The organism is Aneurinibacillus sp. REN35 (assembly GCF_041379945.2).
Lineage (GTDB): Bacteria > Bacillota > Bacilli > Aneurinibacillales > Aneurinibacillaceae > Aneurinibacillus.
In genome coordinates this window covers 148,687-173,839 of the sequence record NZ_JBFTXJ020000007.1, presented here as the reverse complement: position 1 = coordinate 173,839, position 25,153 = coordinate 148,687, and the positions used below count along the sequence as shown (strand labels likewise).

Genomic DNA, 25,153 nt, shown 5'->3' with positions numbered 1-25,153 from the left:
GTCATAATTACAAAAAAAGTAATAGAGTAGTAAGAAAGAAAAGTCGATTACTATAGAGTATGATAGGCCGTCTTCCGACATAATAAATAGGAAGGCGGTTTTTTTCGCAAACAAAGAGAGTACGAGAGTGAGGGAAAAGTATGAGATACAAAAAAATGGCAGCCGTTCTGCTGGCTGCGGCACTTTCGGTGACTGCGGTTGGATGTGGTAAGCAAGCAGCACCCGAACCTGCTCCTGCTGGAGGGGAGGAGGCTGTGCCAGTACAGAAAACGCAGAATCAGGCGCCGGTTATTACGGCCCCACTTACGGGGCTTCCGGTGGATAAGGAGAGCACTGACCGGGTTGTGATGGTCATGGTCAATAATCATTCCAAAGCACGGCCTCAATCCGGTTTGGATAAAGCGGATGTCGTATATGAAATGCTGGAGGAGGGTCTGATTACACGGTTTATGGCATTCTATCAAAGTCAGGCGCCTGAGGTGGTTGGTCCGGTTCGAAGCATTCGTCCGTATAATATCGAGATCGGACAAGGCTTTGATGCGATTTTCTCCCATGCAGGTGGGAGCGTAGCCGCCTTAAGCATCATTCGCAAGGGTGATTATGCTGACCTTGATGAGATTTATGCCTATCCAAAAGCATACTGGCGTGATAAGTCGCGGAAAGCACCGCATAATCTGTACACGAGTATTGAGAAGCTGCGTAAAGGTGCTGCAGAAAAAGGCTATGCAGTCGGCGGTGAAATCCCTGTAATTCGTTTCAAGCAAGAAGGTGAAGAAGTACAGGGGGAGCCAGGAACAAAAGTCAGCATCAATTATTCAAAGCGGAATACGGCAGGCTATGAATATGATTCGGAGACGAAGCTGTATAAGCGTTTTACGGCAGACAAGCCGCATATGGACAAGGAGAGCGGTAAGCAGCTTACTGCAACGAATGTATTGGTCATTGCTGCCCGCCACAGAACGCTTGATAGCGAGGGCCGCTTGGAGATTGATACGATGGGTCCGGGCAAAGGATACCTTTTTCAGCATGGACAGGCGCTTGCTGTTACATGGGAGCGTAAGGAAGGGATGATCCGCGTATATCAGAATGGAGAAGAGGTGCCATTCTATCGTGGTACGACATGGGTAAACATTGTGCCTACGACACCAACGTTTGCTGACCATCTAACGTTTAAGTAGCTTTGTAGTAGAAAACGTTTTCCTTGTCAAACTTCACCGAATTTCATATTATAAAAATAGCGCATGCTTTACTTCTTAAATAATGTAAAGCGGTACTTGCTTAAAGAGTAGTGTGCCGAGAACGGAGGGGAAGTCGGTGCAGTTAGATAAGATCAAGGGCAAAGAGCTAGAACAGCTTTTTGAAGCGATTCTTTCGCTGGATTCGATGGAAGATTGTTATTTATTCTTTGATGATTTATGTACGGTCAACGAGATGAAATCAATGGCGCAGCGTTTGGAAGTAGCGCGTATGCTGCGTGATAAGCAGACATACAGCCAGATTGAAGAAGAAACGGGCGCAAGCACGGCGACCATCTCACGTGTGAAGCGCTGCCTGAACTACGGAAACGGCGGCTATATGGCTGCGCTTGATCGGATGAGCGACAAAGAAAAAGCATAGAAAGCGATACACACCTGTTTTTCAGGCAAGACTGGAAGACAGGTGTTTTATATTTCCTTACACTTGTTGGTATTGATAAATAAAAGTGTTATTTTTTATTTGGAGAGAAAGGATGTATGCGATGAATATAGCGGAATGGCGGCATGTGTTTAAGTTAGACCCGGATAAGGAGATTGATGACGCGGCGCTCGAAGCCATCTGCGAGTCTGGCACAGATGCGGTAATTGTCGGCGGCACGACAAATGTGACGTTTGATAATACGATTGATCTTTTAAGCCGGATTCGCCGGTATGTGGTACCGTGCGTATTGGAAGTATCCCATGTGGATGCGATTGTACCGGGATTTGATGCATATTTTATTCCACTTGTACTGAATGCACAGAACCCTGAATGGATTTTTAACGCGCATATGAAGGGCTTACAAGAGCACGGCCCATTTATTAAGTGGGACGAGGTATTTGTGGAAGGATACGTAGTGGGAAATAAAGACTCGACGGTGGCGAAGCTGACAGAGAGCCGCTCCGACCTTGAAGAAGAGAAGATGAAGGCGTATGCCCGCTTAGCGGATCAGATGTTAAAGCTTCCGATTCTTTATATCGAATACAGCGGCATATATGGCGATCCAAAGCTTGTGCAGGCAGCCCAGAAGGTCGTACATAACAGCCGCATCTTCTACGGTGGCGGCATCCGCAGCGTGGAGCAGGCGAAGGAAATGGCGAAGTACGCGGACACGGTCGTTGTCGGCAATATCGTGTATGAGGATCTTGCTCAGGCGCTGGTTACCGTGGAGGCAGTCAAGTCAACAGAGCGATAGGCACGTCGGAATTTGGAGAAGAAATCTGCAGCCAAATAGGAATGAATGTTTGCTATAATGACAAGGTAATGCTTGTATGGGAAAGGAGTGATCCGCCTTGTTTATAAATAGGGAAGATGCGCTGAAGGGATTGAACCCACAGCAGAAGGAAGCCGTATTGGCGACGGACGGCCCGCTTTTGATTTTGGCGGGTGCGGGAAGCGGAAAGACGCGGGTGCTGACACAGCGGATCGCGTATTTATTAGATGAGAAGAAAGTAGCGCCATGGAGCATTTTGGCCATTACTTTTACGAATAAAGCTGCTCGTGAGATGAAGGACCGGATCTCAATGATTACCGGCCCCGACGCCGAGGATATCTGGATTTCAACGTTCCACTCCATGTGCGTGCGCATTTTGCGCCGGGACATTGACCGGATTGGCTACAGCCGCAACTTTACCATTCTTGACTCCGGTGATCAGATCTCCGTTGTGAAGCAATGTTTAAAAGAGTTGAACATCGACCCCAAAAAATACGATCCGCGCGCAGTGCTAGGCTTCATCAGCAATGCAAAAAACGAATTAAAAACGCCTGAACAATACGGCAATATGATCCTTGGGCCGATTGAGCAGGTCGCTCAGAAGGTATATACCCTCTATCAGAAGAAGCTGAAGAGCAACAATTCGCTTGATTTTGATGATCTGATCATGAAGACGATTCAGCTATTTGAGGATGAACCGGAAGTACTGGCCTTCTATCAGAAAAAATTCCGTTATGTGCATGTGGATGAGTACCAGGATACGAACCGTGCACAGTACATGTTGGTTAAAAAGCTGGCGGCCGGCCACAAAAATATCTGCGTGGTCGGTGACTCGGATCAATCCATCTACCGCTGGCGCGGCGCGGATATTACGAACATCCTCAACTTTGAAAAGGACTATCCGAACGCACGAACCATCTTGCTGGAGCAGAACTATCGCTCCACCAAAAAAATTCTGGAAGCGGCCAACAAGGTCATCAGCAACAATGCGGGACGCAAGCCAAAAAACCTGTGGACCGATAATGATGAGGGTGCCATCATCCGCTACTATACGGCAGACAGCGAGCATTCCGAGGCATATTACGTTGTAGACCAGATTCAAAAAGCGATACAGGCCGGACGCAGCTACCGTGAGATTGCGATTCTATACCGCACGAACGCACAGTCCCGTGTTATAGAGGAAGTATTCGTCAAGTCAGGCATTCCGTACAACATTGTCGGTGGTACGAAGTTCTATGACCGTAAGGAGATTAAAGACATGCTGGCGTATCTGCGCCTCATCTCCAATCCGGACGATGACTTGAGCCTAACCCGGATTATTAATGTACCGAAGCGTGGCATTGGTGCGGGAACCGTGGAAAAAATCGCGACATATGCGGCTCAGCAGGGGATTTCGATGTATAGGGCGATCCAGGAAGCGGATCAGATCGGACTCTCTGCCCGCTTTACTGACGCGATCGTGAAGTTCGCACGTATGATTGCTGAGTTAGAAAGCATGCAGGAATACCTTGGAGTAACAGAACTTGCGGAAGAGGTGCTAAAGCGTACGGAATACCGCGAGGAATTGCGGCGTGAAGGGACACTTGAAGCCCGCAGTCGCATTGAGAATATTGAAGAGTTTTTATCGGTAACGATGGAGTTCGAGCGAGCGAGTGAAGACAAGACATTAGTAGCCTTTCTTACTGACCTTGCATTGGTGGCCGATATTGATAAGTTGGATGAATCGGAGGAAGACCGAGGCAATTCGGTGGCTTTGATGACGCTGCACAGCGCAAAAGGGCTGGAATTCCCGATGGTGTTCCTCGTCGGAATGGAAGAGGGGATTTTTCCTCATTCGCGCGCACTGCTTGAAGAAGTCGAGATGGAGGAGGAACGCCGTCTTGCGTATGTAGGAATCACGCGTGCCGAGGAAGAACTATTCTTAACACGTGCGCTGATGCGCACCTTGTACGGTCAGACGAAGATGAACTCGGCTTCCCGCTTCATCGAAGAAATTCCGGAGCATTTGATCCAGCCGGAAGGCACCGTACAGCAGCGGCTTGCAGCCCGTACCATGCGTATGGACAACAACTCCAGCACACAGCCGCAGGCGCCGCGCAGCGGTGTCGTACCGATGCGTACACAGGCGGCAGGTGGTATAGCGCGCAGTACAGAGGCGGTAGATTGGAAGGCAGGAGATAAGGTACAGCATGGCAAGTGGGGGATAGGTACAGTCGTCTCGACAAAGGGCAGCGGCCAGGATCTCGAGCTGACCATCGCCTTTCCGAATCCAACAGGCCTAAAGAAGCTATTAGCTAAGTTTGCGCCGATCGAGAAAGTATAAATTTGAGGTAAGCGAGGGACAAGGATGGATCGAAATGAAGCTATTCAGCGGGTAGAGGAGCTGCGGGAAATCATTGAGCGGCACAATTACTTGTACCATGTGAAAGACGAACCGCAAATTTCCGATCATGACTATGACAGACTGATGCAGGAGCTGATTCAGCTTGAGGGCGAGTTCCCTGAGCTGCTTACCCCGGATTCTCCCACGCAGCGGGTGGGTGGAACACCACTTGAGTCATTTAGGAAAGTGGAACACTCTATCCCGATGCTCAGTCTTGGCAATGCGTTCGATGAGCAGGGATTGCGAGACTTTGATCGCCGAGTAAAGCAAGGACTTGGTGTAGAAGGGCCAATTCGCTACATGTGTGAGCTGAAAATCGATGGGCTGGCCATCTCGCTTCGCTATGAAAACGGACGACTGGTGCGGGGGGCTACCCGGGGAGATGGGCGCGTCGGTGAAGAGATTACACAGAACCTGCGCACGATTCGTTCGCTCCCGGTTACACTCAAGAAGCCGCTTACCATTGAAGTTCGCGGGGAAGCGTTCATGCCACGCCGCGCGTTTGAACGCTTAAATAAAGAGCGGGCGGAGCGTGAAGAGGCGTTGTTTGCCAATCCGCGCAACGCCGCAGCAGGTTCCTTACGTCAATTAGACCCGAAAATTGCGGCCTCACGTCAGCTTGATACGTTTCTGTACTCCATGGTAGGCGAAGATGTATTGCCGGTGGATACGCATAGCGGCGCGCTGGAGATGCTTGAAGAGTTGAACTTCAAAATAAATCCGGAGCGCCGCATCTGCGAAGGGATCGATGAAGTGATTGCCTTCGTTGTCGGCTGGCAGGACCGAAGAAGCGAGCTTGCCTATGATATTGACGGGATTGTCGTTAAGGTGGATCGCCTTGGCTATCAAGAAGAATTAGGTTTTACAGCAAAAAGTCCACGGTGGGCGATTGCCTATAAGTTTCCGGCCGAAGAGTCGGTCACGGTTCTGCGTGGAATTGAGGTTACGGTAGGCCGTACCGGGGCGGTGACGCCAACCGCAATTCTTGATCCGGTTAGCCTGGCTGGTACGACCGTACAGCGTGCATCCTTGCATAATGAAGACATCATCCGCGAGAAGGGCATCATGATCGGTGACCATGTCGTGGTCAAGAAGGCGGGCGACATCATCCCGGAAATCGTAGCGGTAAAAGAGGAAATGCGGACAGGGGAAGAACAGCCGTACCATATGCCGACACATTGCCCCGCTTGTGCCAGTGAATTGGTACGTCTCGAAGAAGAAGTGGCCCTTCGCTGCATCAATCCGCAGTGTCCGGCACAGATTCGCGAGGGTATTATTCATTTTGTTTCACGTAATGCAATGAATATTGATGGTGTGGGTGAGAAGGTTATAACCCAACTGTTCGAGCATGACCTGATTCACAGCGTGGCTGACCTTTACTATTTGGAACGGGAGCAATTGCTTGCCCTTGAGCGCATGGGCGAGAAATCGGTCGATAATATGCTTAAGGCAATTGAGCAGAGCAAGAACAATTCGCTTGAGCGCCTGTTGTTCGGACTTGGCATTCGGTTTGTCGGCGAGAAAGCGGCTCGTCTGCTGGCCCAACACTTCGGTACAATGGATGCGCTGCGGCAGGGAACAGAGGAAGAGATTGTCTCCATTCATGAGATTGGTACGAAGATTGCGGAGAGCGTAGTCAAGTATTTCGATAAGCCTGAAGTGACAGAGACGTTGAACCGTCTGCGTGAGGCCGGTGTGAATATGGAATACAAAGGTCTGCGGATCGAAGATGTAGACATGGATTCTCCATTCTCCGGCAAGACGGTCGTGCTGACTGGAACGCTAGAAGAAATCACGCGTAAGGAAGCCCAGCAGTTGATCGAGGCGCACGGCGGCAAAGTATCCGGCAGCGTCAGCAAGAAAACGGATCTTGTCGTTGCAGGTGAAGCGGCTGGCTCCAAGCTTGCCAAGGCGAATGAACTCGGCATCCAGGTGATTGATGAGAAGACATTTCTTGAGTGGGTAAACAAATAAACGGAAGAGAAGGGCTGGCTCGTATTATTGAGTCAGCCCTTCTTCCATATCATGTAGAAAAGTCTGGATCGAGTTATCCGACTTTATCCTCGGATCGCTCTGATTGTGGCAAGCCTTTTGATGAATCCAGATAAGAAATGAGCACGATGGAGATCAGGCTTGACGCCAGTCCATAAAGAATTGGATTCGTAGAGGTGATCCCTTCCATCGCCAATCCGGTAAGAGTAACGATGGCGCTAATAAGAATGGAGTAGAACGCTGCCTTTGCAGTGGCTCGTTTCCAGAACAGGCCCAAAACAATCGGGAGAAACACTGAACCGGAAAGCACAGCATAGGCCACATCTAGCGCGACAAGTACATCCTGAATCCAGATAGCGCAAACAATAACGATAAGACCGATAATCAGTGTAGTAATACGTGATGTCAGCAGAAAGCGGGCCTCGCTCATTTCGTTTTTGGAAAAGCGCTTGATAATATCATTTACAATGAGCGTAGAAGAGGCGAGCAACGTTCCAGAAGCGGTAGACATCAGAGCTGACACTACACTCGCCAGTACAAGTCCTAGCAGGCCGGTCGGCAATATGGTTATAGCCATCTCGGCAAAGGCGTTTTGCGGGTCCTTCAAATCCGGAAGGATGATAAACGCGCACATGCCGATAATGCTGACAGCCAAAGCGTAAAAGAAGCTGTACACGCCAGCTCCGATCGTTCCTGTGCGTGCGATTTGCAGGTTTCTCGCTGTAAACACCCGCTGCCACACGTCCTGGGCAATCACCATTCCGAGACAAAACAGCAGGAAGTAAGACAGAATCGAACTCCAGCCAATGCTTGAAAAATCAAAGTAAGAAGCGGGCAGCGATTGTTGTAGATTGCTCCAGCCGCCTGCGTTTGAAATGCTAAGCGGAAGCATAATGAGAAAAATACCGATGGTCATAACAATAAATTGTACAATATCGGTCATTGTAACCGACCACATACCGCCAAGCAGCGTGTAGAACAGCACAATGCCGCCGCCGATGACCATAGAGAAGGTTAAATCCCATCCTACAAGAACATTTAGAATCGTTCCCATTCCGATAACCTGGGTTACGGTAACCATAATCGTATACAATGCGGTGACAGCCGCACTAATAAGTCTTGTATGGGCGTTAAATCGCAGTTCGAGCAATTCGCTGATGGTTAATATTTTTAGGTGATAAATTTTCTTAACCAGAAATAGGCCAAGCCCGACAATTCCGATACCAAGCATAAAGACAAGCCAGATACCAGAGACCCCGTACTGGTAGCCAAGCCTTGTCGTTCCAATCGTAGAAGCTCCACCGAGAATAACAGCGGCCAGGCAAGCCAGATACATCGTGAAGCCCAGATTACGACCGGCCACGATATAATCTTCTGATGTTTTGGCTCTTTTTGCTCCGATGAAGCCGACAAAGATTAACACAAGAAAATAAATAACCATAATAATAACGTCGACTGTATGCATACCATCCCTCCAATTGAAAACATTATACGGCATAATGTTTTACTTTTCTTAACTATCTTGCAACTGCAAGAGTGATGCCAAAAAAATAGTGAGAATTTATAAGGATGTACTTGCAATTTGATTCATTTTTGAATAAAAATGGTGATGATGATTCAATTTTGTATCGTTTTAGGAGAGGAGGTTCACCATGAAAAAGCCGGAAGTAAACATAGAGGAGGCTTTACAGGAGCTAGAGGCGATCGTCGAAACCTCCAAAGATAACATTGTGGTAACGAATGGGGAAGGTCGTGTGCTTCGTGTAAGCAACAACTGCAAAGAGATCTATGGGGTAGAACCGGAAGAACTTTGTGGGAAAAACGTTGCTGAATTAGAAGAAAAACAGATTTTCCACCCCTCTGTTACAATGCGTGTGCTTGCACAAAAAACAAAGCAGGAGATTATTCAGCATACTCCCACAGGACGAGTCGTCATGGCGACAGCGTACCCGGTGTTTAATCAAAAAAAGCAAATCATAAGAGTCATTAGCTATTCCACTGATATGACTGAAATTATGGCACTGAAGGAGAAGTACGAATTGCTCACAGAGCAGGTGAAACGCTATGAAAGTGAGCTAGAGGAGCTGCGCGAGAAAGAAACGCGCATCCCAGGTTTTATAGCGGAAAGCCCGCACATGCAGAAGGTAATGGCACTGCTGAGCCGTGTTGCGAAAGTGGATACAACCGTTCTTCTGCTTGGAGAATCAGGTGTGGGGAAAAATGTAATAGCAAAAGCGATTCATCGAAAAAGCAAAAGAAAAGCCCGTTCGTTCATTGAAATTAACTGCGGTGCTATTCCGGAAGGGCTGCTTGAATCCGAACTTTTCGGCTATACCTCCGGCTCCTTTACGGGTGCAAGTAAGGGCGGCAAACCGGGAATCATTGAGCTGGCTGATAAAGGCACGTTATTTCTTGATGAGATTGGTGAGATGCCCCTTGCCCTTCAGGCCAAGCTGCTTAAGGTTATTCAGGAAAAACAGATTACACCGGTTGGTGGTACAAAAGCAAAGGTGGTAGACTTTCGGCTGATTGCTGCAACAAACAGGGATTTAGCGGAAATGGTGCGCGAGGGGAAGTTTCGTCAGGATTTATATTTTCGCTTAAATGTTGTGCCGATTGAGGTGCCTTCGCTCCGTGAAAGGCGGGAGGATATCCTGCCGCTCATCCGCATCTTTAGTAAGCAGTTTGCTGAGAAATACGGCATAACCAAACGGTTGGATGAATCGGCGGTAGACGCTTTTTTGCGCTATGATTGGCCGGGCAATGTACGTGAAGTGGAAAATGTGATAGAGAGACTTGTGGTGACGACGGATGAGGCGGTAATTTCCCTGCACCATCTTCCTGAATCGCTGCGCGGAGATGCTGAAGCTGTCGAATCTTCTAGGCTTACGCATACAGGTACGTTAAAGGACATTCTTGATCGTGTGGAAGAGCAGGTAATGATGAAGGCATACCGAAAGTACAAAACAACGCATGAAATGGCAAAGCATCTAGGAATTAGCCAGCCTTCTGTTGTGCGCCGGCTACAAAAGTATCGGAAAAAAAGTAGAAACTCGGATGAATAGTATGTTTAATTCAAAAATGAATCAAATAGTAGGTTGATTTTTGTATGGTTGTCCCGTTCCGTCCCTTTTTAGTACAGAATTCTCCTGAATTTATTGGCATGATTATTGCTTTGATAAATGGCTGAGAAGAAAAAATTCGGGAGAAAATTGGAGGAATGCACCATGACAAAAAAATATCAACCGGTGGACTCGTTTGAATCCCCACGCTTTTGCGGCGTGCGTACATTTATGCGCCTGCCTCATGTTCAGACAACAGAAGATGTAGACTTTGTCGTTTTAGGAGCACCGTTTGATACGGCGGCTTCATTCCGCGTCGGCGCGCGTTTTGGTCCGGGAGCGGTTCGTGATTTCTCTATTCTGCTTCGGCCGTACAATCCAGTACGCAAAATTAATGTATTCGATTATTTATCCGGTGTTGATTATGGTGACGTGCCTGTTGTTCCTGGATACATTCAGGAATCATATCAAAAAATAGAAGAAGGATTGCAGCCGATTTTGGAAAAAGGCGTTGTGCCTATTACGATTGGCGGCGACCATTCTATCACGCTTGCGGAACTGCGAGCGGTGGCGAAGAAATACGGACCGGTTGGACTTGTTCACTTCGATGCGCATAGCGATACATGGGATTCGTACTTCGGACAGAAGTATAATCATGGCACTCCATTCCGGCGCGCATATGAAGAAGGTCTGCTTGATACAAGCCGCAGCATTCAAGTGGGGATGCGCGGTGGATTGTATGAGCCGGCCGATTTGGATGATGCGCGTAAGATGGGTTTTGATGTAGTTGAGATGCATGAACTGCAGGAGATGGGGATTCCGGCTGTTATCGAACGTATCCGCAGCCGTGTTGGCGACGGCCCGCTCTTTTTATCTTTTGATATTGATTTTATCGACCCGGCATATGCGCCGGGAACCGGTACGCCTGAAGTAGCCGGGGCAACCACAACGGAAGCGCTGCAGTTGGTGCGAGGATTGGAAGGCTTGAACTTTGTTGCTTTTGACTTGGTAGAGGTGCTGCCGTCCTTTGACCATGCACAAATTACCGCGAATGCTGCCTCCAATGTCATCTTTGAATTCATTACGCATCTTGCGCTGCAAAAGAAGGCAGGGAAAGAAACGGCTGTGCAGACGCAGGGCCGGTAACGATAACAGGCATCCGCTGCTGGGGAAATAAGAAAAGGGGAAGACGGCATGATTGCCTGTCCTCCCTTTTTTCATTGTTATACCTTGAATTTGTTCATAACATCATGCAGTTCTTCGGCCATCTTTGTAAGTGTGAGGGACGCAGAGGCGATTTCTTCCATTGAAGCGTTTTGTTCTTCGGCTGATGCTGCGACCTCTTGCGTTAATTCCGCCGTTTGTTCTGAGATGTGGGCGATTCGATTGACGGCCGCTGTCATTTTATTTTTCTTTCCATCCATCTGTTTAACGGTGCTCGTAACATCTTTTACATGCGCGAAGACTTCCTCCGCTGCTTGGAGTATATCTTCGAAAGAATCCGAGGCACTGTCTACCATAGCGATGCCTTGCTTCACTTCCGTATTGGTTTCGTTCATAACTTCGACCGCACTTCGCATCTCATGCTGGATTTGAGAGATAAGGCCGCTGATTTGGTGTGCCGATTGGGAGGACTGTTCTGCTAGTTTGCGTACTTCATCGGCCACGACCGAGAAGCCTCTGCCGTGTTCGCCCGCTCTGGCTGCTTCAATCGCCGCATTCAGTGCCAGCAGATTCGTCTGCTCAGAGATAGTGGTAATAAGAGCGACAATGTGATCGATTTCCTCCGACTTTTTCCCAAGTGAATGTACCGCCTGCGCCAATGTTTCGACTCGCTGGTAGATATGATTCATCTGCTCGGTAACTTCTTTGGCGTTGCGGTTGCCATTCTCCGCTTTTTCGGCAGTGACCATAGAGCGTTCATTCACTTTTTCTACACCTTCAGCAATTCGGTCTATATCCTCTGTAATTTCGGCTACGACATATCTCGTATCCTCGACAATAGATGCTTGTTGGTCGGTTCCGCTTGCGACTTCTACCATAGATTCGGTAATCTGTTCCGCTGCCTTGCTCGTCTGCTCGGAACCTGCGGTCAATTGCTCGGACGTAGAGGCGACCTGGTGGGTATGGGAAGCAATCTGGCCAAGTGTACCCCGCAGCGTGTCATTTAAGGAATTGAAATTATGGAACATCTGGCCGAACTCATCTCTTGACTGAACCGGAATATGATGCGTGAAATCTCCGGCAGACATCGAGGCTGATAGCTCGTTGACGCGTGTAATGCTTCCGGTAATATAGCGGCTGTACAGCAGGATAATTACGATGGCTACCGCAAGAGAAATAACAGCCGCCACGATGAGCGCGTTGACAAGAGATTGAATGGGAGCGAACATTTCACGTTCTGGGATGACAAGCGCGAGTGTCCAGGCGTTCTCTGGAATCTTCATATAATAGACCCGATTCATGCCTTGCTCATCTTTGTATGTAACCATACCTTTCTTCTCCGTTTTTAGAAGCGAAGACACTTGAGCGAGTGAAGGGTTAGCATCATCCTTGATATTCATCTTCATAACTTTACTCGTATCTTCATCTACGAGATATGTTCCTTTGTCATCGAGGAGGAAGGCATGCCCTGTTTCACCTACCTTCGTCTGGCCGACGAACTTCTGCAGGCTGGACAGATCGATATCGCATGTCATCACGCCAAGGAATTCGCGGCTTGTACTGTAAAAGGGAACGCTTACAGTGACCATCGAGACATTGGTGACAGGATCGAGATATGGGTCGGTGTAGACAGCGGTTTGCCTGCTTTCTTTACCTAATTTATACCAATCTTTATTTGGATAATCATATGTCGGGTCATTGAACTCATCTGTCACTTCAATCTTGCCTTCTTTATGGAAAGCATACATGGAGAAGTACTTCATATCTTGGCTGTGTTTATAAGGTTCGAAAAAAATACCGGCAGCAAATGTGCCATCGTTTGCGTTCAGTGTGTTTTTCAGTATGGCTTCATATTGCGTTTTAGTTAAGGAGGAAGACGAGAGTTCCAGACCGCGAGCAAGTACTTCCGGGATTTTCTTTTGCTCGACTAGATTTTTCTCAATGGAGTAGCTAAGGCTTTTTAGCTGCTCATTCATCTTATCTTCAATCTGTCGACTCATTAGCGCGGTGCCATAGAAATACGTGAACAATGTGATGAACAAGAGAACGACGATAAACGTGGGAAGCAAGGACACGAGGGTACGCGATTTGATGCTGCGAAATTTCATTGGATGCAAGACTCACCTTTCTTATCGGACCTTTTGGCCTAGTAGTATATCATTATATATCGGCAGGTTTTTATCTTATCTATATTAGTAATTTCTATTTGTATCTAATTTCTTAATATTCTAAATCAAGAACAGGGTTTTCATATAGCTGAGATGACAAAAGGAAGCAAGGCCGTTCAGTTGCGGCTGTATGCTTTCTTTGATATGATTTTATCTAGGTGTGTCCGCCTCGTAACGAGCGTGTCAAGGCGGCAGAAAGCCAGGAGAACCAGGAGGTGGAACCATGAGCGCAATTTCGCGTAATGAAGTGGAATATGTAGCGAAGCTCGCCCGCTTAAACCTTACCGAGGAGGAAGCGGTGAAATATACAGAACAGTTGAATAGCATTCTTGAATTCGCAGGTAAATTGAACGAATTGGACACGGGTGAAGTCCCTCCGACCAGCCATGTGCTCGACGTATCTAATGTGATGCGCGATGATGAAGTGCGTCCGTCAGTTGAGCGTGCAGAAGCGCTGCGCAATGCACCGGATGAAGAAGACGGGCAGTTCAAAGTGCCGGCTGTCATGGAATAGAGGAAGGGGGATTTAGAGGTGTCTTTATTTGATAAGAAGTTAACGGATATACATACCGAGCTTGATAAAGGTGAGCTGACCGTAACCGATCTGGTTCATGCTTCGTTCGAACGCATCGCGCAGACAGAAGATAAGGTAAAGGCTTTTATCTCTTTCGATGAGGAAAATGCGCGCAAACGCGCTAAAGAATTAGATGAGCAGCAATCCCGGGGTGAGGAGAAGGGATTGCTATTTGGTCTGCCTGCAGGCATTAAAGACAATATCGTTACACAGAATGTAACCACAACGTGCGCCAGCAAGCTTCTGGCCAACTACAATCCGATCTATAACGCAAGCGTGATGGATCGTCTGCATGCAGCACAGTCCGTCATGGTCGGCAAGCTGAATATGGATGAGTTCGCGATGGGCGGCTCGACGGAGAATTCAGGCTTCCATAATACATACAACCCGTGGAATGTAGACTACGTACCGGGCGGCTCAAGCGGCGGCTCGGCTGCGGCTGTTGCAGCAGGACAAGTCTACTTTGCCCTGGGTTCCGATACCGGAGGCTCCATTCGCCAACCGGCGGCATACTGCGGTATGGTAGGGCTGAAGCCGACATACGGTCTCGTATCCCGCTTTGGTCTGGTTGCTTTTGCCTCTTCGCTTGATCAGATTGGTCCGATCACGAAGAATGTAGAGGATTCTGCCTATGTGCTGCAGGGAATTGCTGCGCACGATCCGTTTGATTCCACCTCTGCAGATGTGGAGATCCCGGACTACATCTCTGCCTTGAGTGGCGAGGTGAAGGGACTGCGTATCGGTGTGCCGAAAGAGCTGATGGGTGAGGGCATCGATGCGGAAGTAAAAGAAAAAGTAAACGCGGCATTAAAGGTGCTCGAAGGTCTTGGAGCAATCGTAGAGGAAGTAACGCTGCCGCATACAGAGTATGCGGTGCCAACCTACTACATTCTTGCGCCCTCCGAAGCGTCTTCGAATCTGGCGCGTTATGACGGTGTGCGCTACGGTGTACGGGCTGACAACGCGGAGAACCTTATTGAGCTGTATCGGGAGACGCGCAGTCAGGGATTGGGTGCTGAAGTGAAGCGCCGCATCATGCTTGGTACCTATGCGTTAAGCTCCGGCTATTATGATGCGTATTATAAAAAAGCGCAGCAGGTGCGTACGCTGATCAAGCAGGACTTCGATGAAGTGTTCAAGAAATACGATGTCATCATCGGACCGACTGCGCCAACCACTGCGTTTAAGATCGGCGAGAAAGTGAACGACCCGCTGACGATGTATTTAGAAGACATCTGCACGATTCCGGTGAATCTGGCCGGTATTCCGGCTATTAGCGTGCCTTGCGGCTTTGCGAGCAGCGGCCTGCCGATTGGTCTGCAGATTATCGGGAAAGCGTTCGACGAATCCACGATTCTGCGCGTCGCGCACGCCTACGAGCAACATACAGACTATCATAAGGCTCGTCCTGAGCTGTAAGGGGGTACGGAATAACCATGCAATTCGAAACCGTCATCGGGCTTGAGGTTCACGTCGAGCTTGCCACGAAATCAAAAATCTTCTGCGGCTGCTCCACCGAGTTCGGAGCGCCGCCGAATACTCATACATGTCCAATCTGTCTTGGACACCCGGGGGTTCTGCCTGTATTGAATAAGCGTGCAGCTGAATACGCCATGAAAGCAGCGCTTGCCTTAAACTGTGAAATCGTAGAAGAAAGTGTATTTGATCGGAAGAACTACTTCTATCCGGATCTGCCAAAAGCCTACCAGATCTCTCAGCTTGATAAAGCGATCGGCAAAAACGGCTGGGTAGAAATTGAAGTAGGCACAGAGACCAAGCGCATTGGCATTACGCGGATTCAGCTCGAAGAGGATGCGGGTAAGCTGACGCATGCCGAGAGCGGCTATGCAACCCTCGTAGATTACAACCGCGTGGGAACGCCTCTGCTAGAGATCGTGTCGGAACCGGATCTTCGCTCTCCGGAAGAAGGACGTATTTTTCTAGAGAAGTTAAAGGCCATTCTGCAGTATTGTGAAATATCTGATCTGAAAATGGAAGAAGGCTCGCTGCGCTGTGACGCCAATATCAGTCTTCGTCCGGTAGGTCAGAAGGAATACGGAATTCGTGCGGAGCTGAAAAACGTTAACTCATTCCGTAACGTACAGCGCGGACTCGAATATGAAGAAGTGCGTCAGGCAGATATTCTGCGTGATGGGGGACAAGTCATACAGGAGACGCGCCGCTTTGATGATGCCAAAGGCCGTACCCTGTCCATGCGCAGCAAAGAAGAAGCGCATGATTACCGGTACTTCCCGGACCCGGATCTTATTAAGCTGAAAATCGACCGCGAGTGGGTGGAGGAAATTCGCGCCACCATTCCGGAACTGCCGGATGCGCGTAAAGCGCGCTATATGTCGGAATACAGCCTGCCGGAATACGATGCGGGCGTCCTTACGATGTCCAAGGAGCTGTCCGATTTCTTTGATGCCACGGTACAAACAGGAGCCGATGCGAAATCGGTATCCAACTGGTTGATGGGTGATTTGATCGGGTATTTGAATGCGAATGAAAAAGAGATGCAGGACATTCAACTAACACCGAATAGTCTGGGTCAATTGATTACGCTGATTGAGAAAGGCACCATCAGCAACAGCATCGCGAAAAAAGTATTCAAAGAGATGGTAGACACGGGCAAAGCGCCGGAGACAATCGTCGAAGAAAAAGGGCTGGTACAGATCAGTGACGAAGGCGCCATTAAGCAAATGGTGGATGAAGTGGTTGCTAGAAATCCGCAGGCGGTAGAAGACTTCAAAGCCGGTAAGGAAAAAGCAATCGGCGCATTGGTCGGTCAGGTTATGAAAGCATCCAAAGGGAAAGCCAACCCGGGTGTAGTTAATCAACTGCTGCGTGATGCGCTGGAAAAATTATAAAGCAAAGAGAGAGCCAATCTTGTATCAATACAGGGTTGGTTCTTTTTTTATGGGATTTTGGTTTGAAAACGAAAGAGGGAGGCGCTATTGTTAATATTATAATTCATACTGGTATAATGGGTTTAAAGTGAGGAGGGATATGATGAAGCGTGGAGTACTTATTATCAGTCATGGCTCACGTAACCGCAGGTGGATCGATGCTGTAGACAGTTTACTTGCACAGGTACAGACGAATGTAGTGCTTGAAGCCGTATTTTTGGATAAGGTGGAGAAGCGGACAATCGAAGCTGGTATACGCAGATTAGAAGCGGATGGCGTGCAAGAGATTCTTGCCGTACCACTGTTCGTATCAGATGGTAGTACGCACCTAAGTGAAATTCGGTATGTGCTCGGCCTTGATGAAGCAGCTGCGATTGAGACCGATCTGAAGCCGATCCCATCGCAGGCACGCATTGTCTGGGGGCGGCCAATGAACGATCATCCGCTTGTGTATGACATTCTTCGAGACCGCATTCGTGCGCTGTCAACGCACCCGGAAGATGAAGTGCTGCTTCTTGTGGCACACGGCAGCGATACAGCAGGATTTGCTGAGCGGTGGCAGCGTATGCTCGGCCAGCTTAGCGCTGAGCTGCGGCGTGAGCTGGGGCTTAGGGGTGCTTCGTATGCAACCATTCATCCGGACACAGTGGCCCGGCGTGCGCGTGTCCTGGCAAGGAAGAATCAGGTGCTTGTTGTTCCTCTGTTCGTAAGTCCGGGTTATTATACAGAAAAAGCGATACCAGAAAGACTCAGAGGTATTGCACATCGTTATGACGGTGCCGCTTATCTTCCCGACTCCCGTGTGGCACAGTGGATTGAGAACTCCATCGCCGAGTGGCTTACCGCCGCATCCTGCCCCCAAGAGCAGTAAGCCGCCTTCTGCCCTCCTATTATTGCAGAAGGTTCGCTTCGAGCGCCTTCTCAACGCGATTCAGATGCTTCTCTAGCATCCGGCGCGCTTTTTTAGGATCACGGCTGCGGATGGCCTCGAATATTTCATAATGCTCCTGATACAAGCGATTCGCAGACCCGTCCTTGCTGTACAGCCACAGGTTGCGGCTGTCCCGGATCGTATAGTTCATCACCTCTGAGATGCTGTCCATCATATTTTTGAGAAATGGATTTTTGCTTGCTTTTGCAATCGCTATATGGAATTGGATATCATAAATTCTCGACATCTCTTCATTGTCTCCGGAAATCGCCATGTTGGTAAGGATTTCTTTTAGATCCGCTTCGTCCTGTTCATCATGGGCAATCGCTGCAATCTCGGCGCAGCCTGTCTCGATAATTTTGCGGACTTGCAGCAGATGAACAAGCTCTTCACGGTTGCCTACGGTCAGTACAGGCAGCTGCTGTAGCGCTGTAACCGCGCTGCTCTTCACGAATGTCCCTTCTCCCTGCCGTGACTCAATCAAGCCTCGTGCTTTAAGCTGGCTTAGTGCCTCCCGAATGGTTGATTTGCCCACACCGTATTGTTCTGCGAGCTTATCGATGGTCTTTAGGCGTGCACCGGGGGTAAGAATCCCCTCTTCAATCAATTTCTGCAGATCTTCCGCTACGATTTGGTAGCTTTTTTTCATCAGGCTCATGGTTCTCTTTTCTCCTTATTTATTCTCTCTCCGCATATGCTTTCTTATATACTCTACAGTTTTTTTGAAAAGTATGATAGAGTTAAATAAAATTCATCTGATGACCTGCTGTTTTGAGAGAGGGAGGAACAATTGTGGAGCAACGTATTAAAAGTGAACTGCGCAGCATTGTCGGCAAGGATTATTTTCTGGATTCGCCGAATGAGCTGTATGTATATTCGTATGACGCGACGCCGCTGTATCAAGCCATGCCGGATGCGGTAATGATTCCGGCCAGCGTAGAAGAAGTAGCTGCGATTATGAAGGCCGCCAATCAGCACCGGATTCCGATTGTATCCCGTGGTTCGGGAACGAATCTGTGTGGGGGAACCGTTCCGGTTGAGGGCGGTATTGTATTGAATATGAATCGCTTGAATGCATTTAAAGAGGTTGATCAAGAGAATCTGACCGCGACATTCGGTCCCGGCGTCATTACGGCCGATGTACACAAAGCAGTGGAAGCTGTCGGTCTCTTCTATCCACCGGACCCTGGCAGCATGAAAATCTCTACGATGGGCGGCAATGTAGCCGAATGTGCCGGGGGCATGCGCGGATTGAAATACGGGGTGACCAAAGATTATATCATGGGCTTAGAGGCGGTGCTTCCGGGTGGAGAGGTGCTGCGTGTAGGCGGCAAAAATGCGAAAGACGTAGCTGGCTATGATGTAACGAAGCTGCTCGTCGGCTCGGAAGGCACCCTTGCGGTTATTACAGAGATTACGGCGAAGCTTGTGCCGCTTCCGGCAGCAAAGCAGACAATGGTAGCCTACTACAATGATCTGACCTCAGCGGCCCGCACCGTGCAGCGTATTATCGCCGCCAAGATTATTCCGGCGACGCTTGAATTCCTTGATCAAGCCACAATGGTTGTCGTCGAGGATTTTGCTAAGATCGGTCTGCCGCTGGATATGAAGGCGATGTTGATTATTGAACAGGATGGCTCCGAGTGGCAGGTGGAGCATGATATGGCTCGGATTGCCGATATTTGCCGAGCAGAAGGGGCAACTGAAGTGCATACCGCTCAGACGGCTGAGGAGGGTGCGAGCTTGATGGCAGCACGGCGCTCCGCATTGTCAGCGCTTGCACGCGTGAAGCCGACGACCATTCTAGAGGATGCGACCGTTCCACGGGCCAACTTGGCTGAGATGGTGGACCAGGTTGAGATCATCAGCCAAAAATACGGCCTGCAAATCTGCACATTCGGACATGCTGGGGATGGGAACCTGCATCCGACCTGCCTGACGGATGAGCGGGATCAGGAAGAAATTCACCGCGTTGAACAAGCATTTGAAGAGATTTTCCATGCCGCAATTAAGCTTGGCGGTACCATTACGGGCGAGCATGGCGTCGGCTTGGCAAAGGCCGGATACCTCGATCTTAAGGTAGGTCCGGTTGGCATGGATTTAATGAAGCGGATTAAAGAAGCGTTCGATCCGCACGGCATTATGAATCCGGGTAAAATTTTTGCGAAAAACGCAAGAAGAAGGGTGGTTGTACAAAGCAATGGGTGCGGATGCAAACATGAACACACTCACAACTAAGCCGCAGAATACAACACCGGCCTGTGAGACGACGAATACATCCTTAACGAGCAAGTTTGACATGAATGAAATTATGAACTGTATGCAGTGCGGCTTTTGTCTTCCATCCTGTCCGACATACCGTCAGACAGGAAAGGAAGTCGCCAGTCCGCGCGGCCGTATCGCCTTAATGAAAGGCATCGCCCAGGATGCGCTGCAGGTGGATCATGAATTCGAAGATAATATGTATCTATGTCTCGGCTGCCGAGCGTGTGAGACCGCTTGTCCGGCAGGTGTGCCGTATGGCAGTCTGGTCGAGACGGCACGCGAGGTTGTCGAGACCCGCAAGAAGGAAGAGAAGAAGGCGCCATGGATTCGTGATGTGATCTTCAATAAGGTCTTTCCGTATCCGGAGCGTATCGATAAGATGGGAACAGCGCTCTGGGCCGCACAGTCGGCGGGGCTGCAGACGATGGCGCAGAAGACGGGCCTAATTAACATCCTGCCGCGTCCGATGGCGGAAATGCAGCGTGCCGTAGACAAGATCGCCTCGCCTGCCGAACGCAAAAAGCGCGAAAAGGTAATGCAGCCGCAAGACGGGACAGCCACACTCAAAATCGGGATGTTCAAAGGCTGCATTATGGATGTGATGTTCTACGAAACGAATCAGGCGACAGCTCGCGTGCTGGCCAAGGCTGGCTGTGAAGTCGTATTTGTCGAGGATCAAGCCTGCTGCGGCGCACTTCATGCCCATGCCGGGGAGAAGGATGGTGCGGTGGAGCTTGCGAAGCGCAACATCGAGGCGTTTGAAAAAGCGGGCGTGGATTTCATCGTCAACAATGCCGGCGGCTGCGGTGCCGCGCTTAAGGAATACCACCATTGGTTCCATGATGATCCGGAATGGAAGGAGCGGGCGATGGCTTTTGTAGCGAAAAGCCGAGACGCCAACGAACTGCTCGCAGAATTGCCTGAGATCACTTTTACCAAAGAGATGAATATGCGCGTTACGTATCAGGATTCCTGCCATTTGGCACACGGACAGGGCATTCGCAATCAGCCGCGCCAGCTCATCCGCCGCATTCCGGGTATCGAATACATTGAGATGATCGATGCGGACAGCTGCTGCGGTTCGGCAGGCATCTACAACATTACGAACTTTGATATGTCGATGCGCATTCTCGATGGCAAGATGAAAAACGTCGAGCAAACCCAGGCACACCTGATCGTCACCTCCAACCCAGGCTGCCTGCTTCAGATGAAGCAGGGAATCATCCGGGCCGGTATGCAGGATCAGATGGAAGCTGTGCATATCATGGACCTTCTCGATCGCGCACTGTAGTTCGTACATTTTGTTTCTGTCATTAAAATAAGCAATCCTCTTCGCTTTTTGGTGCTTACTAAAACGAAGGGAGATTGCTTATTTTTTATCCTTTAGTTCTTTTATTATTTTTATCGTATGCCGCACTTGCTCTTTGACAATTTCCTGTTCTTTCGGTGAGAGATCCTGATAGCCTTCATAAGCAGAAATATCAACGGAAGGATCGCGGAGGAATTGCGGGAGATGATCCGGTTCATTGGTGCGGCCAAGCAGATAATCAATTGATACATCGAAAAAGTCAGCCAGCTTCTGTAGTGTGGCAAAGTCGGGCTGGCGTTTATCGATTTCATAGTGGGCATAGGTACCGCGAGAAATGTTAAGAAGCCTTGCAGTCTCTTCCTGGGTAAGCTGCCGCTGCTGACGAAGCTCCTTTAACCGGGTGCCAAACACAACAATCCCCTCCTTCGCTTTTTGCTTTATTATACTGTAGCAAATTGCTACATAAAAATGTTTGTCGCAATACGTTGCAAAGATCATTGTATTTCCATGCATCGTAAAGTAAAATTAAGGAAAAAAGTTGCTGATTGCTACAAAGGAGGCGAAGGGGTTGTGCAGCGAAGAAAATGGCTCGTAGAAATAAGAGAAAGCAAAGGGTATACACAGGAACAGGTTGCAGCGGGAGCCGATATCAAGCGAGCATACTATACACAGATTGAAAACGGCGTGCGGACACCAAGCGTACCGGTAGCGCAGAAAATAGCTGGGATACTTCAGTTTGAATGGACATTCTTTTTTGATGAGCGGTAATGCCGTATAGGCAGATAACCGAAGTGAGAGAAGGGAGAGAGGCGATATGAAGGAATCCGTATGTAAGGAAGAAATAGCGAGGGAAGTTCCACCCTTGCTCGGAAACATTGCCATGAAGCTGGCTCATGAAGTAAGGAATCCTTTGACAACCGTTCGTGGATATCTGCAGTACTTTCTTGAGACTGATGGAGCAGAGCAAGACAAAGCAGAGATCGTCTTGAATGTTTTACTGCCGGAACTTGACCGGGCGGATAAGTTTATTCATGATTTCTTGCTTTTTTCAAGACCCTTTACCCCTCGAAAGCAATATACATATATGAATCATCTCATACACGAATTTTGTCGTCATACAGTAACACAACAACTTACCTTAAGGGATACGAATGTGATTCTTGACCTCTCTCCTGATGCAAATAAACTTCCGCTCCATGTCGATACGGAACAAATCATGCGCGTTATGTTCTCTCTTTTTAGCAACGCTATGGAATCTAGCGATAATAAAACCATATCCATCACCATTCAAACAAAGACCAGCAGTGAGACGGTATCCGTATGCTTTATTGATGATGGAAGAGGAATGGATGGCTATGCGCTTTCGCAAGCGTTTAATCCGTTCTTTTCCGCAAAAAAAGTAGGGATGGGCTTAGGGCTGCCCGTCTCCCAAAAAATCATTGCCATGCATGGCGGAACGATGAACATCCGCAGCCGCAAAGGCCAAGGGACCGCGGTCATGTTTACTCTACCGCATGGTTAAATTTCTCGATGCTTTTAAAAAGATTTAAAAGAAGGTATGATAAGCATAGAAAAATAGTGGATAGGATGGATACAAGTTGAAACGAGCTCGGCTTATTTATAATCCCTCCGCCGGACGCGAAGAAGTCCGCAAGCGGATTCCTGATATTTTAGATGTGTTAGAAGAGGCCGGCTATGAAACCTCGTGCCATGCAACCAAGGGAGAGGGAGACGCTACGGCTGCGGCCCGCAAGGCGGTGGAGAACCGGTTCGATCTGGTCATTGCTGCGGGCGGTGACGGAACGGTGTATGAGGTGATCAATGGTATTGCGGAACAGCGCTATCGGCCTGCGCTCGGCATCATTCCCGCAGGAACGACGAACGATTTCGCCCGCGCCATCGGCCTGCCGAAGTCGATTATGAAAGCCGTCAGCGTCATCGCAAAAGGCAAGCCGTCCCCGATCGACATTGGAAAAATCAATAACAAGTATTTTATCAATATTGCGGGCGGCGGAGTTCTCACCACGCTGACCTATGAAGTGCCAAGTAAAGTAAAAACAATGCTTGGTCAGCTTGCCTACTATATTAAAGGGATTGAAAAGCTGCCCTTTCTCTCGCCCATGCATGTACGGATGGAAATTGACGGACGGGTGATTGACGAAGAGATCATGCTGTTTCTCATTGCCAACAGCAACTCGGTCGGCGGATTTGAGAAGCTCGCACCGAATGCCAAGCTCGATGACGGCTTATTTGACTGCATCATTCTTAGAAAAACGTCGCTGCCTGAGTTTATCCGCATCGCTACCATGGCCCTAAAGGGTGACCATCTCAAGCACCCGGACGTTCTTTATTTCCAGACGAAGCAGTTAAAGGCCACCTCGACGAAGCGCGTCGATATCAATCTGGACGGCGAGCTGGGCAGCCGCCTGCCGTGCACATTTACGTCGCTGCCGCGGCACATCCAGCTCATTCGATAAAATTAAGGAAATATAGGTGAACTATTTTGGCAAATACATCACGTACCAACAAGCGCACAGCCGCATTGACACCTGCCAATCTGCCGCTCGCAAAAAACGAGACGGTGGACGTCGTGATCGAAGATTTGACACATGAAGGCAACGGGGTTGCGCGCTATAAAGGATATACACTGTTCGTGCCAGGCGCGCTGCCGGACGAACGCATAATGGCCAAGGCGACCAAGCTGAAAAAGCAGTTCGGCTATGCACGCCTTGTAGAAATCATAGAGCCGGCCGCAAGCCGCACCACGCCACCATGTCCCATCTACCAGCGCTGCGGCGGCTGTACGCTGCAGCACATGGATTATGAGGCGCAGCTCGCCTTCAAGCGCAAGCTGGTGGAGGACAACCTGAAGCGGATTGGTAAGATTGAAGGCGTGCCGGTGCATCCTACGCTCGGCATGGCTGATCCGTGGCGCTACCGAAACAAGGCCCAGGTGCCGATCGGCGAGGAAGAAGGCGGATTGATCGGTGGGTTTTATGCTGCGCGCTCGCATGACATCATCAACATGGAAGCCTGTCTCATCCAGCACGAAAAAACCGATGAGGTCATTGCGCGCGTCAAGGAGATTGCACATAAGCACGGTGTGCGCGCCTATGATGAAGAAACGCACCGCGGCCAGCTCCGCCATGTTGTGACCAAGATCGGCTTTGCGACCGGACAAATCATGATCGTGCTCATCACGAACGGCGAACATCTGCCGAACAAGGATGCGTTCGTAGAAGAACTCGCGCAGGCTGTTCCCGGCACCGCCAGCATCGTACAGAACATTAACACGAAGCGGACGAATGTGATTTTTGGAGAGACGACCCGCGTGCTGTGGGGTGAGGAATACATTTATGACACGATTGGTGACGTGAAATTCGCCATCTCCGCTCGCTCGTTCTATCAGGTTAACCCTGTGCAGACGGAGCGCCTCTATAGCACTGCGCTTGCCTACGCGGCACTGACGGGGGAAGAGAATGTAATTGATGCGTACTGCGGCATCGGTACAATATCACTGTTCCTTGCGCAGAAGGCGAAGCAGGTCTTCGGTGTGGAGATTGTTCCGGATGCGATCGAGGATGCGAAGCGGAATGCGGAGTTGAACGGCATGGACAATGTGACCTTTGCTGTCGGGGAGGCGGAAACCGTGATTCCGCAGTGGTATGAGGAAGGAAACGCTGCGGATGTGATCGTGGTGGACCCGCCGCGCAAGGGCTGTGACGAGCGGCTTCTGGCTACGATTCTGGCAATGAAGCCTGCGCGGGTCGTGTATGTGTCCTGCAATCCGGCCACGCTGGCCCGCGATCTTCGGATTCTTGAGGATGGCGGCTATGCGACGGTAGAGGTGCAGCCGGTGGATATGTTTCCGCATACGAATCATGTGGAGTGCGTGGTAAAGCTATATTTGAAGGATAGAAAGTAAGGCGTAAAGAAGGGCATCTGCC

At 49.4% G+C, this 25,153-nt stretch carries 21 protein-coding genes; 17 read left to right on the top strand and 4 right to left on the bottom strand.

The window, feature by feature from the left end; translation table 11 throughout:
- Nucleotides 1-140 precede the first annotated feature (140 nt).
- From AB3351_RS14805 to ligA, 5 genes are all read left to right on the top strand, one after another.
- Nucleotides 141-1,178 (top strand): DUF3048 domain-containing protein, encoded by a 1,038-nt coding sequence (locus AB3351_RS14805; protein WP_371147914.1) that lies wholly within the window; start codon nt 141-143, stop codon nt 1,176-1,178.
- Nucleotides 1,179-1,314: 136 nt separating this feature from the next.
- Nucleotides 1,315-1,617: a YerC/YecD family TrpR-related protein gene (locus tag AB3351_RS14800; protein WP_371147913.1), complete on the top strand. Its 303-nt coding sequence runs from the start codon at nt 1,315-1,317 to the stop codon at nt 1,615-1,617.
- A gap of 121 nt (nt 1,618-1,738) precedes the next feature.
- Nucleotides 1,739-2,431, top strand: a complete 693-nt coding sequence (gene pcrB, locus AB3351_RS14795; RefSeq protein ID WP_371147912.1) for a heptaprenylglyceryl phosphate synthase — start codon at nt 1,739-1,741, stop codon at nt 2,429-2,431.
- A 97-nt stretch (nt 2,432-2,528) separates the two neighbouring features.
- A complete protein-coding gene (gene pcrA / locus AB3351_RS14790) occupies nt 2,529-4,772 on the top strand; it encodes a DNA helicase PcrA (RefSeq protein ID WP_371147911.1) in 2,244 nt (747 codons plus the stop codon).
- A 24-nt stretch (nt 4,773-4,796) separates the two neighbouring features.
- Nucleotides 4,797-6,806: an NAD-dependent DNA ligase LigA gene (gene ligA, locus AB3351_RS14785; protein WP_371147910.1), complete on the top strand. Its 2,010-nt coding sequence runs from the start codon at nt 4,797-4,799 to the stop codon at nt 6,804-6,806.
- Between the two features lie 73 nt (nt 6,807-6,879).
- Here ligA and AB3351_RS14780 read toward each other — a convergent pair whose 3' ends face one another.
- The gene (locus tag AB3351_RS14780) at nt 6,880-8,289 is read right to left on the bottom strand and encodes a sodium:solute symporter family protein (protein ID WP_371147909.1); all 1,410 of its coding nucleotides are present in this window, start codon (nt 8,287-8,289) and stop codon (nt 6,880-6,882) included.
- Between the two features lie 187 nt (nt 8,290-8,476).
- On the opposite strand from AB3351_RS14780, the gene AB3351_RS14775 reads away from it, so the two are divergent.
- Both AB3351_RS14775 and speB read left to right on the top strand, forming a co-directional pair.
- Nucleotides 8,477-9,889 carry a sigma-54 interaction domain-containing protein gene (locus AB3351_RS14775; protein WP_371147908.1) on the top strand — a complete coding sequence of 471 codons (1,413 nt, stop codon included), beginning with the start codon at nt 8,477-8,479 and terminating at the stop codon, nt 9,887-9,889.
- Nucleotides 9,890-10,051: 162 nt separating this feature from the next.
- A complete protein-coding gene (speB, locus tag AB3351_RS14770; protein ID WP_371147907.1) occupies nt 10,052-11,032 on the top strand; it encodes an agmatinase in 981 nt (326 codons plus the stop codon).
- Nucleotides 11,033-11,109: 77 nt separating this feature from the next.
- Here the strand turns inward: speB and AB3351_RS14765 are convergent, their stop codons facing one another.
- Nucleotides 11,110-13,158 (bottom strand): methyl-accepting chemotaxis protein, encoded by a 2,049-nt coding sequence (locus AB3351_RS14765; protein WP_371147906.1) that lies wholly within the window; start codon nt 13,156-13,158, stop codon nt 11,110-11,112.
- Between the two features lie 283 nt (nt 13,159-13,441).
- Here AB3351_RS14765 and gatC point away from each other — a divergent pair, with 283 nt between their 5' ends.
- The 4 genes from gatC (at nt 13,442) to AB3351_RS14745 (ending at nt 17,572) form a co-directional block, all read left to right on the top strand.
- Entirely contained in the window at nt 13,442-13,732 is a 291-nt protein-coding gene (gatC, locus tag AB3351_RS14760; protein WP_371147905.1) for an Asp-tRNA(Asn)/Glu-tRNA(Gln) amidotransferase subunit GatC, read from the top strand.
- Between the two features lie 18 nt (nt 13,733-13,750).
- A complete protein-coding gene (gene gatA / locus AB3351_RS14755) occupies nt 13,751-15,211 on the top strand; it encodes an Asp-tRNA(Asn)/Glu-tRNA(Gln) amidotransferase subunit GatA (protein WP_371147904.1) in 1,461 nt (486 codons plus the stop codon).
- Nucleotides 15,212-15,228: 17 nt separating this feature from the next.
- Entirely contained in the window at nt 15,229-16,662 is a 1,434-nt protein-coding gene (gene gatB / locus AB3351_RS14750) for an Asp-tRNA(Asn)/Glu-tRNA(Gln) amidotransferase subunit GatB (protein ID WP_371147903.1), read from the top strand.
- A gap of 139 nt (nt 16,663-16,801) precedes the next feature.
- Nucleotides 16,802-17,572 carry a sirohydrochlorin chelatase gene (locus AB3351_RS14745; protein WP_373270236.1) on the top strand — a complete coding sequence of 257 codons (771 nt, stop codon included), beginning with the start codon at nt 16,802-16,804 and terminating at the stop codon, nt 17,570-17,572.
- 19 nt (nt 17,573-17,591) lie between these two features.
- Here AB3351_RS14745 and AB3351_RS14740 read toward each other — a convergent pair whose 3' ends face one another.
- Nucleotides 17,592-18,290 carry a FadR/GntR family transcriptional regulator gene (locus AB3351_RS14740; RefSeq protein ID WP_371147901.1) on the bottom strand — a complete coding sequence of 233 codons (699 nt, stop codon included), beginning with the start codon at nt 18,288-18,290 and terminating at the stop codon, nt 17,592-17,594.
- Between the two features lie 131 nt (nt 18,291-18,421).
- On the opposite strand from AB3351_RS14740, the gene AB3351_RS14735 reads away from it, so the two are divergent.
- Nucleotides 18,422-19,870: an FAD-binding oxidoreductase gene (locus tag AB3351_RS14735; protein WP_371147961.1), complete on the top strand. Its 1,449-nt coding sequence runs from the start codon at nt 18,422-18,424 to the stop codon at nt 19,868-19,870.
- The gene (locus AB3351_RS14730) at nt 19,821-21,188 is read left to right on the top strand and encodes a (Fe-S)-binding protein (protein ID WP_373270235.1); all 1,368 of its coding nucleotides are present in this window, start codon (nt 19,821-19,823) and stop codon (nt 21,186-21,188) included. Before AB3351_RS14735 ends, AB3351_RS14730 begins: the two co-directional genes overlap by 50 nt.
- 78 nt (nt 21,189-21,266) lie before the next feature.
- On the opposite strand, the gene AB3351_RS14725 is transcribed toward AB3351_RS14730, so the two are convergent.
- Complete coding sequence (locus tag AB3351_RS14725) at nt 21,267-21,617, bottom strand: helix-turn-helix domain-containing protein (RefSeq protein WP_371147899.1); 351 nt, start codon at nt 21,615-21,617, stop codon at nt 21,267-21,269.
- A gap of 159 nt (nt 21,618-21,776) precedes the next feature.
- Here AB3351_RS14725 and AB3351_RS14720 point away from each other — a divergent pair, with 159 nt between their 5' ends.
- From AB3351_RS14720 to rlmD, 4 genes are all read left to right on the top strand, one after another.
- The gene (locus AB3351_RS14720) at nt 21,777-21,974 is read left to right on the top strand and encodes a helix-turn-helix domain-containing protein (RefSeq protein WP_371147898.1); all 198 of its coding nucleotides are present in this window, start codon (nt 21,777-21,779) and stop codon (nt 21,972-21,974) included.
- A gap of 46 nt (nt 21,975-22,020) precedes the next feature.
- Nucleotides 22,021-22,728, top strand: coding sequence for an ATP-binding protein (locus AB3351_RS14715; protein ID WP_371147897.1), 708 nt, complete (start codon nt 22,021-22,023; stop codon nt 22,726-22,728).
- A gap of 76 nt (nt 22,729-22,804) precedes the next feature.
- Entirely contained in the window at nt 22,805-23,683 is an 879-nt protein-coding gene (locus tag AB3351_RS14710; RefSeq protein WP_371147896.1) for a diacylglycerol kinase, read from the top strand.
- Between the two features lie 26 nt (nt 23,684-23,709).
- Complete coding sequence (gene rlmD / locus AB3351_RS14705; RefSeq protein WP_371147895.1) at nt 23,710-25,131, top strand: 23S rRNA (uracil(1939)-C(5))-methyltransferase RlmD; 1,422 nt, start codon at nt 23,710-23,712, stop codon at nt 25,129-25,131.
- Nucleotides 25,132-25,153: the final 22 nt, after the last annotated feature.

Excerpts from the sequence above, each read along its gene's own strand:
- ligA (WP_371147910.1), top strand. The coding sequence starts at position 4,797 with ATGGATCGAAATGAAGCTATTCAGCGGGTAGAGGAGCTGCGGGAAATC.
- AB3351_RS14765 (WP_371147906.1), bottom strand. The coding sequence starts at position 13,158 with ATGAAATTTCGCAGCATCAAATCGCGTACCCTCGTGTCCTTGCTTCCC.
- gatC (WP_371147905.1), top strand. The coding sequence starts at position 13,442 with ATGAGCGCAATTTCGCGTAATGAAGTGGAATATGTAGCGAAGCTCGCC.
- AB3351_RS14745 (WP_373270236.1), top strand. The coding sequence starts at position 16,802 with ATGATGAAGCGTGGAGTACTTATTATCAGTCATGGCTCACGTAACCGC.
- AB3351_RS14715 (WP_371147897.1), top strand. The coding sequence starts at position 22,021 with ATGAAGGAATCCGTATGTAAGGAAGAAATAGCGAGGGAAGTTCCACCC.
- speB (WP_371147907.1), top strand. The coding sequence starts at position 10,052 with ATGACAAAAAAATATCAACCGGTGGACTCGTTTGAATCCCCACGCTTT.
- pcrB (WP_371147912.1), top strand. The coding sequence starts at position 1,739 with ATGAATATAGCGGAATGGCGGCATGTGTTTAAGTTAGACCCGGATAAG.
- gatB (WP_371147903.1), top strand. The coding sequence starts at position 15,229 with ATGCAATTCGAAACCGTCATCGGGCTTGAGGTTCACGTCGAGCTTGCC.
- AB3351_RS14780 (WP_371147909.1), bottom strand. The coding sequence starts at position 8,289 with ATGCATACAGTCGACGTTATTATTATGGTTATTTATTTTCTTGTGTTA.
- AB3351_RS14805 (WP_371147914.1), top strand. The coding sequence starts at position 141 with ATGAGATACAAAAAAATGGCAGCCGTTCTGCTGGCTGCGGCACTTTCG.
- AB3351_RS14740 (WP_371147901.1), bottom strand. The coding sequence starts at position 18,290 with ATGAGCCTGATGAAAAAAAGCTACCAAATCGTAGCGGAAGATCTGCAG.
- AB3351_RS14775 (WP_371147908.1), top strand. The coding sequence starts at position 8,477 with ATGAAAAAGCCGGAAGTAAACATAGAGGAGGCTTTACAGGAGCTAGAG.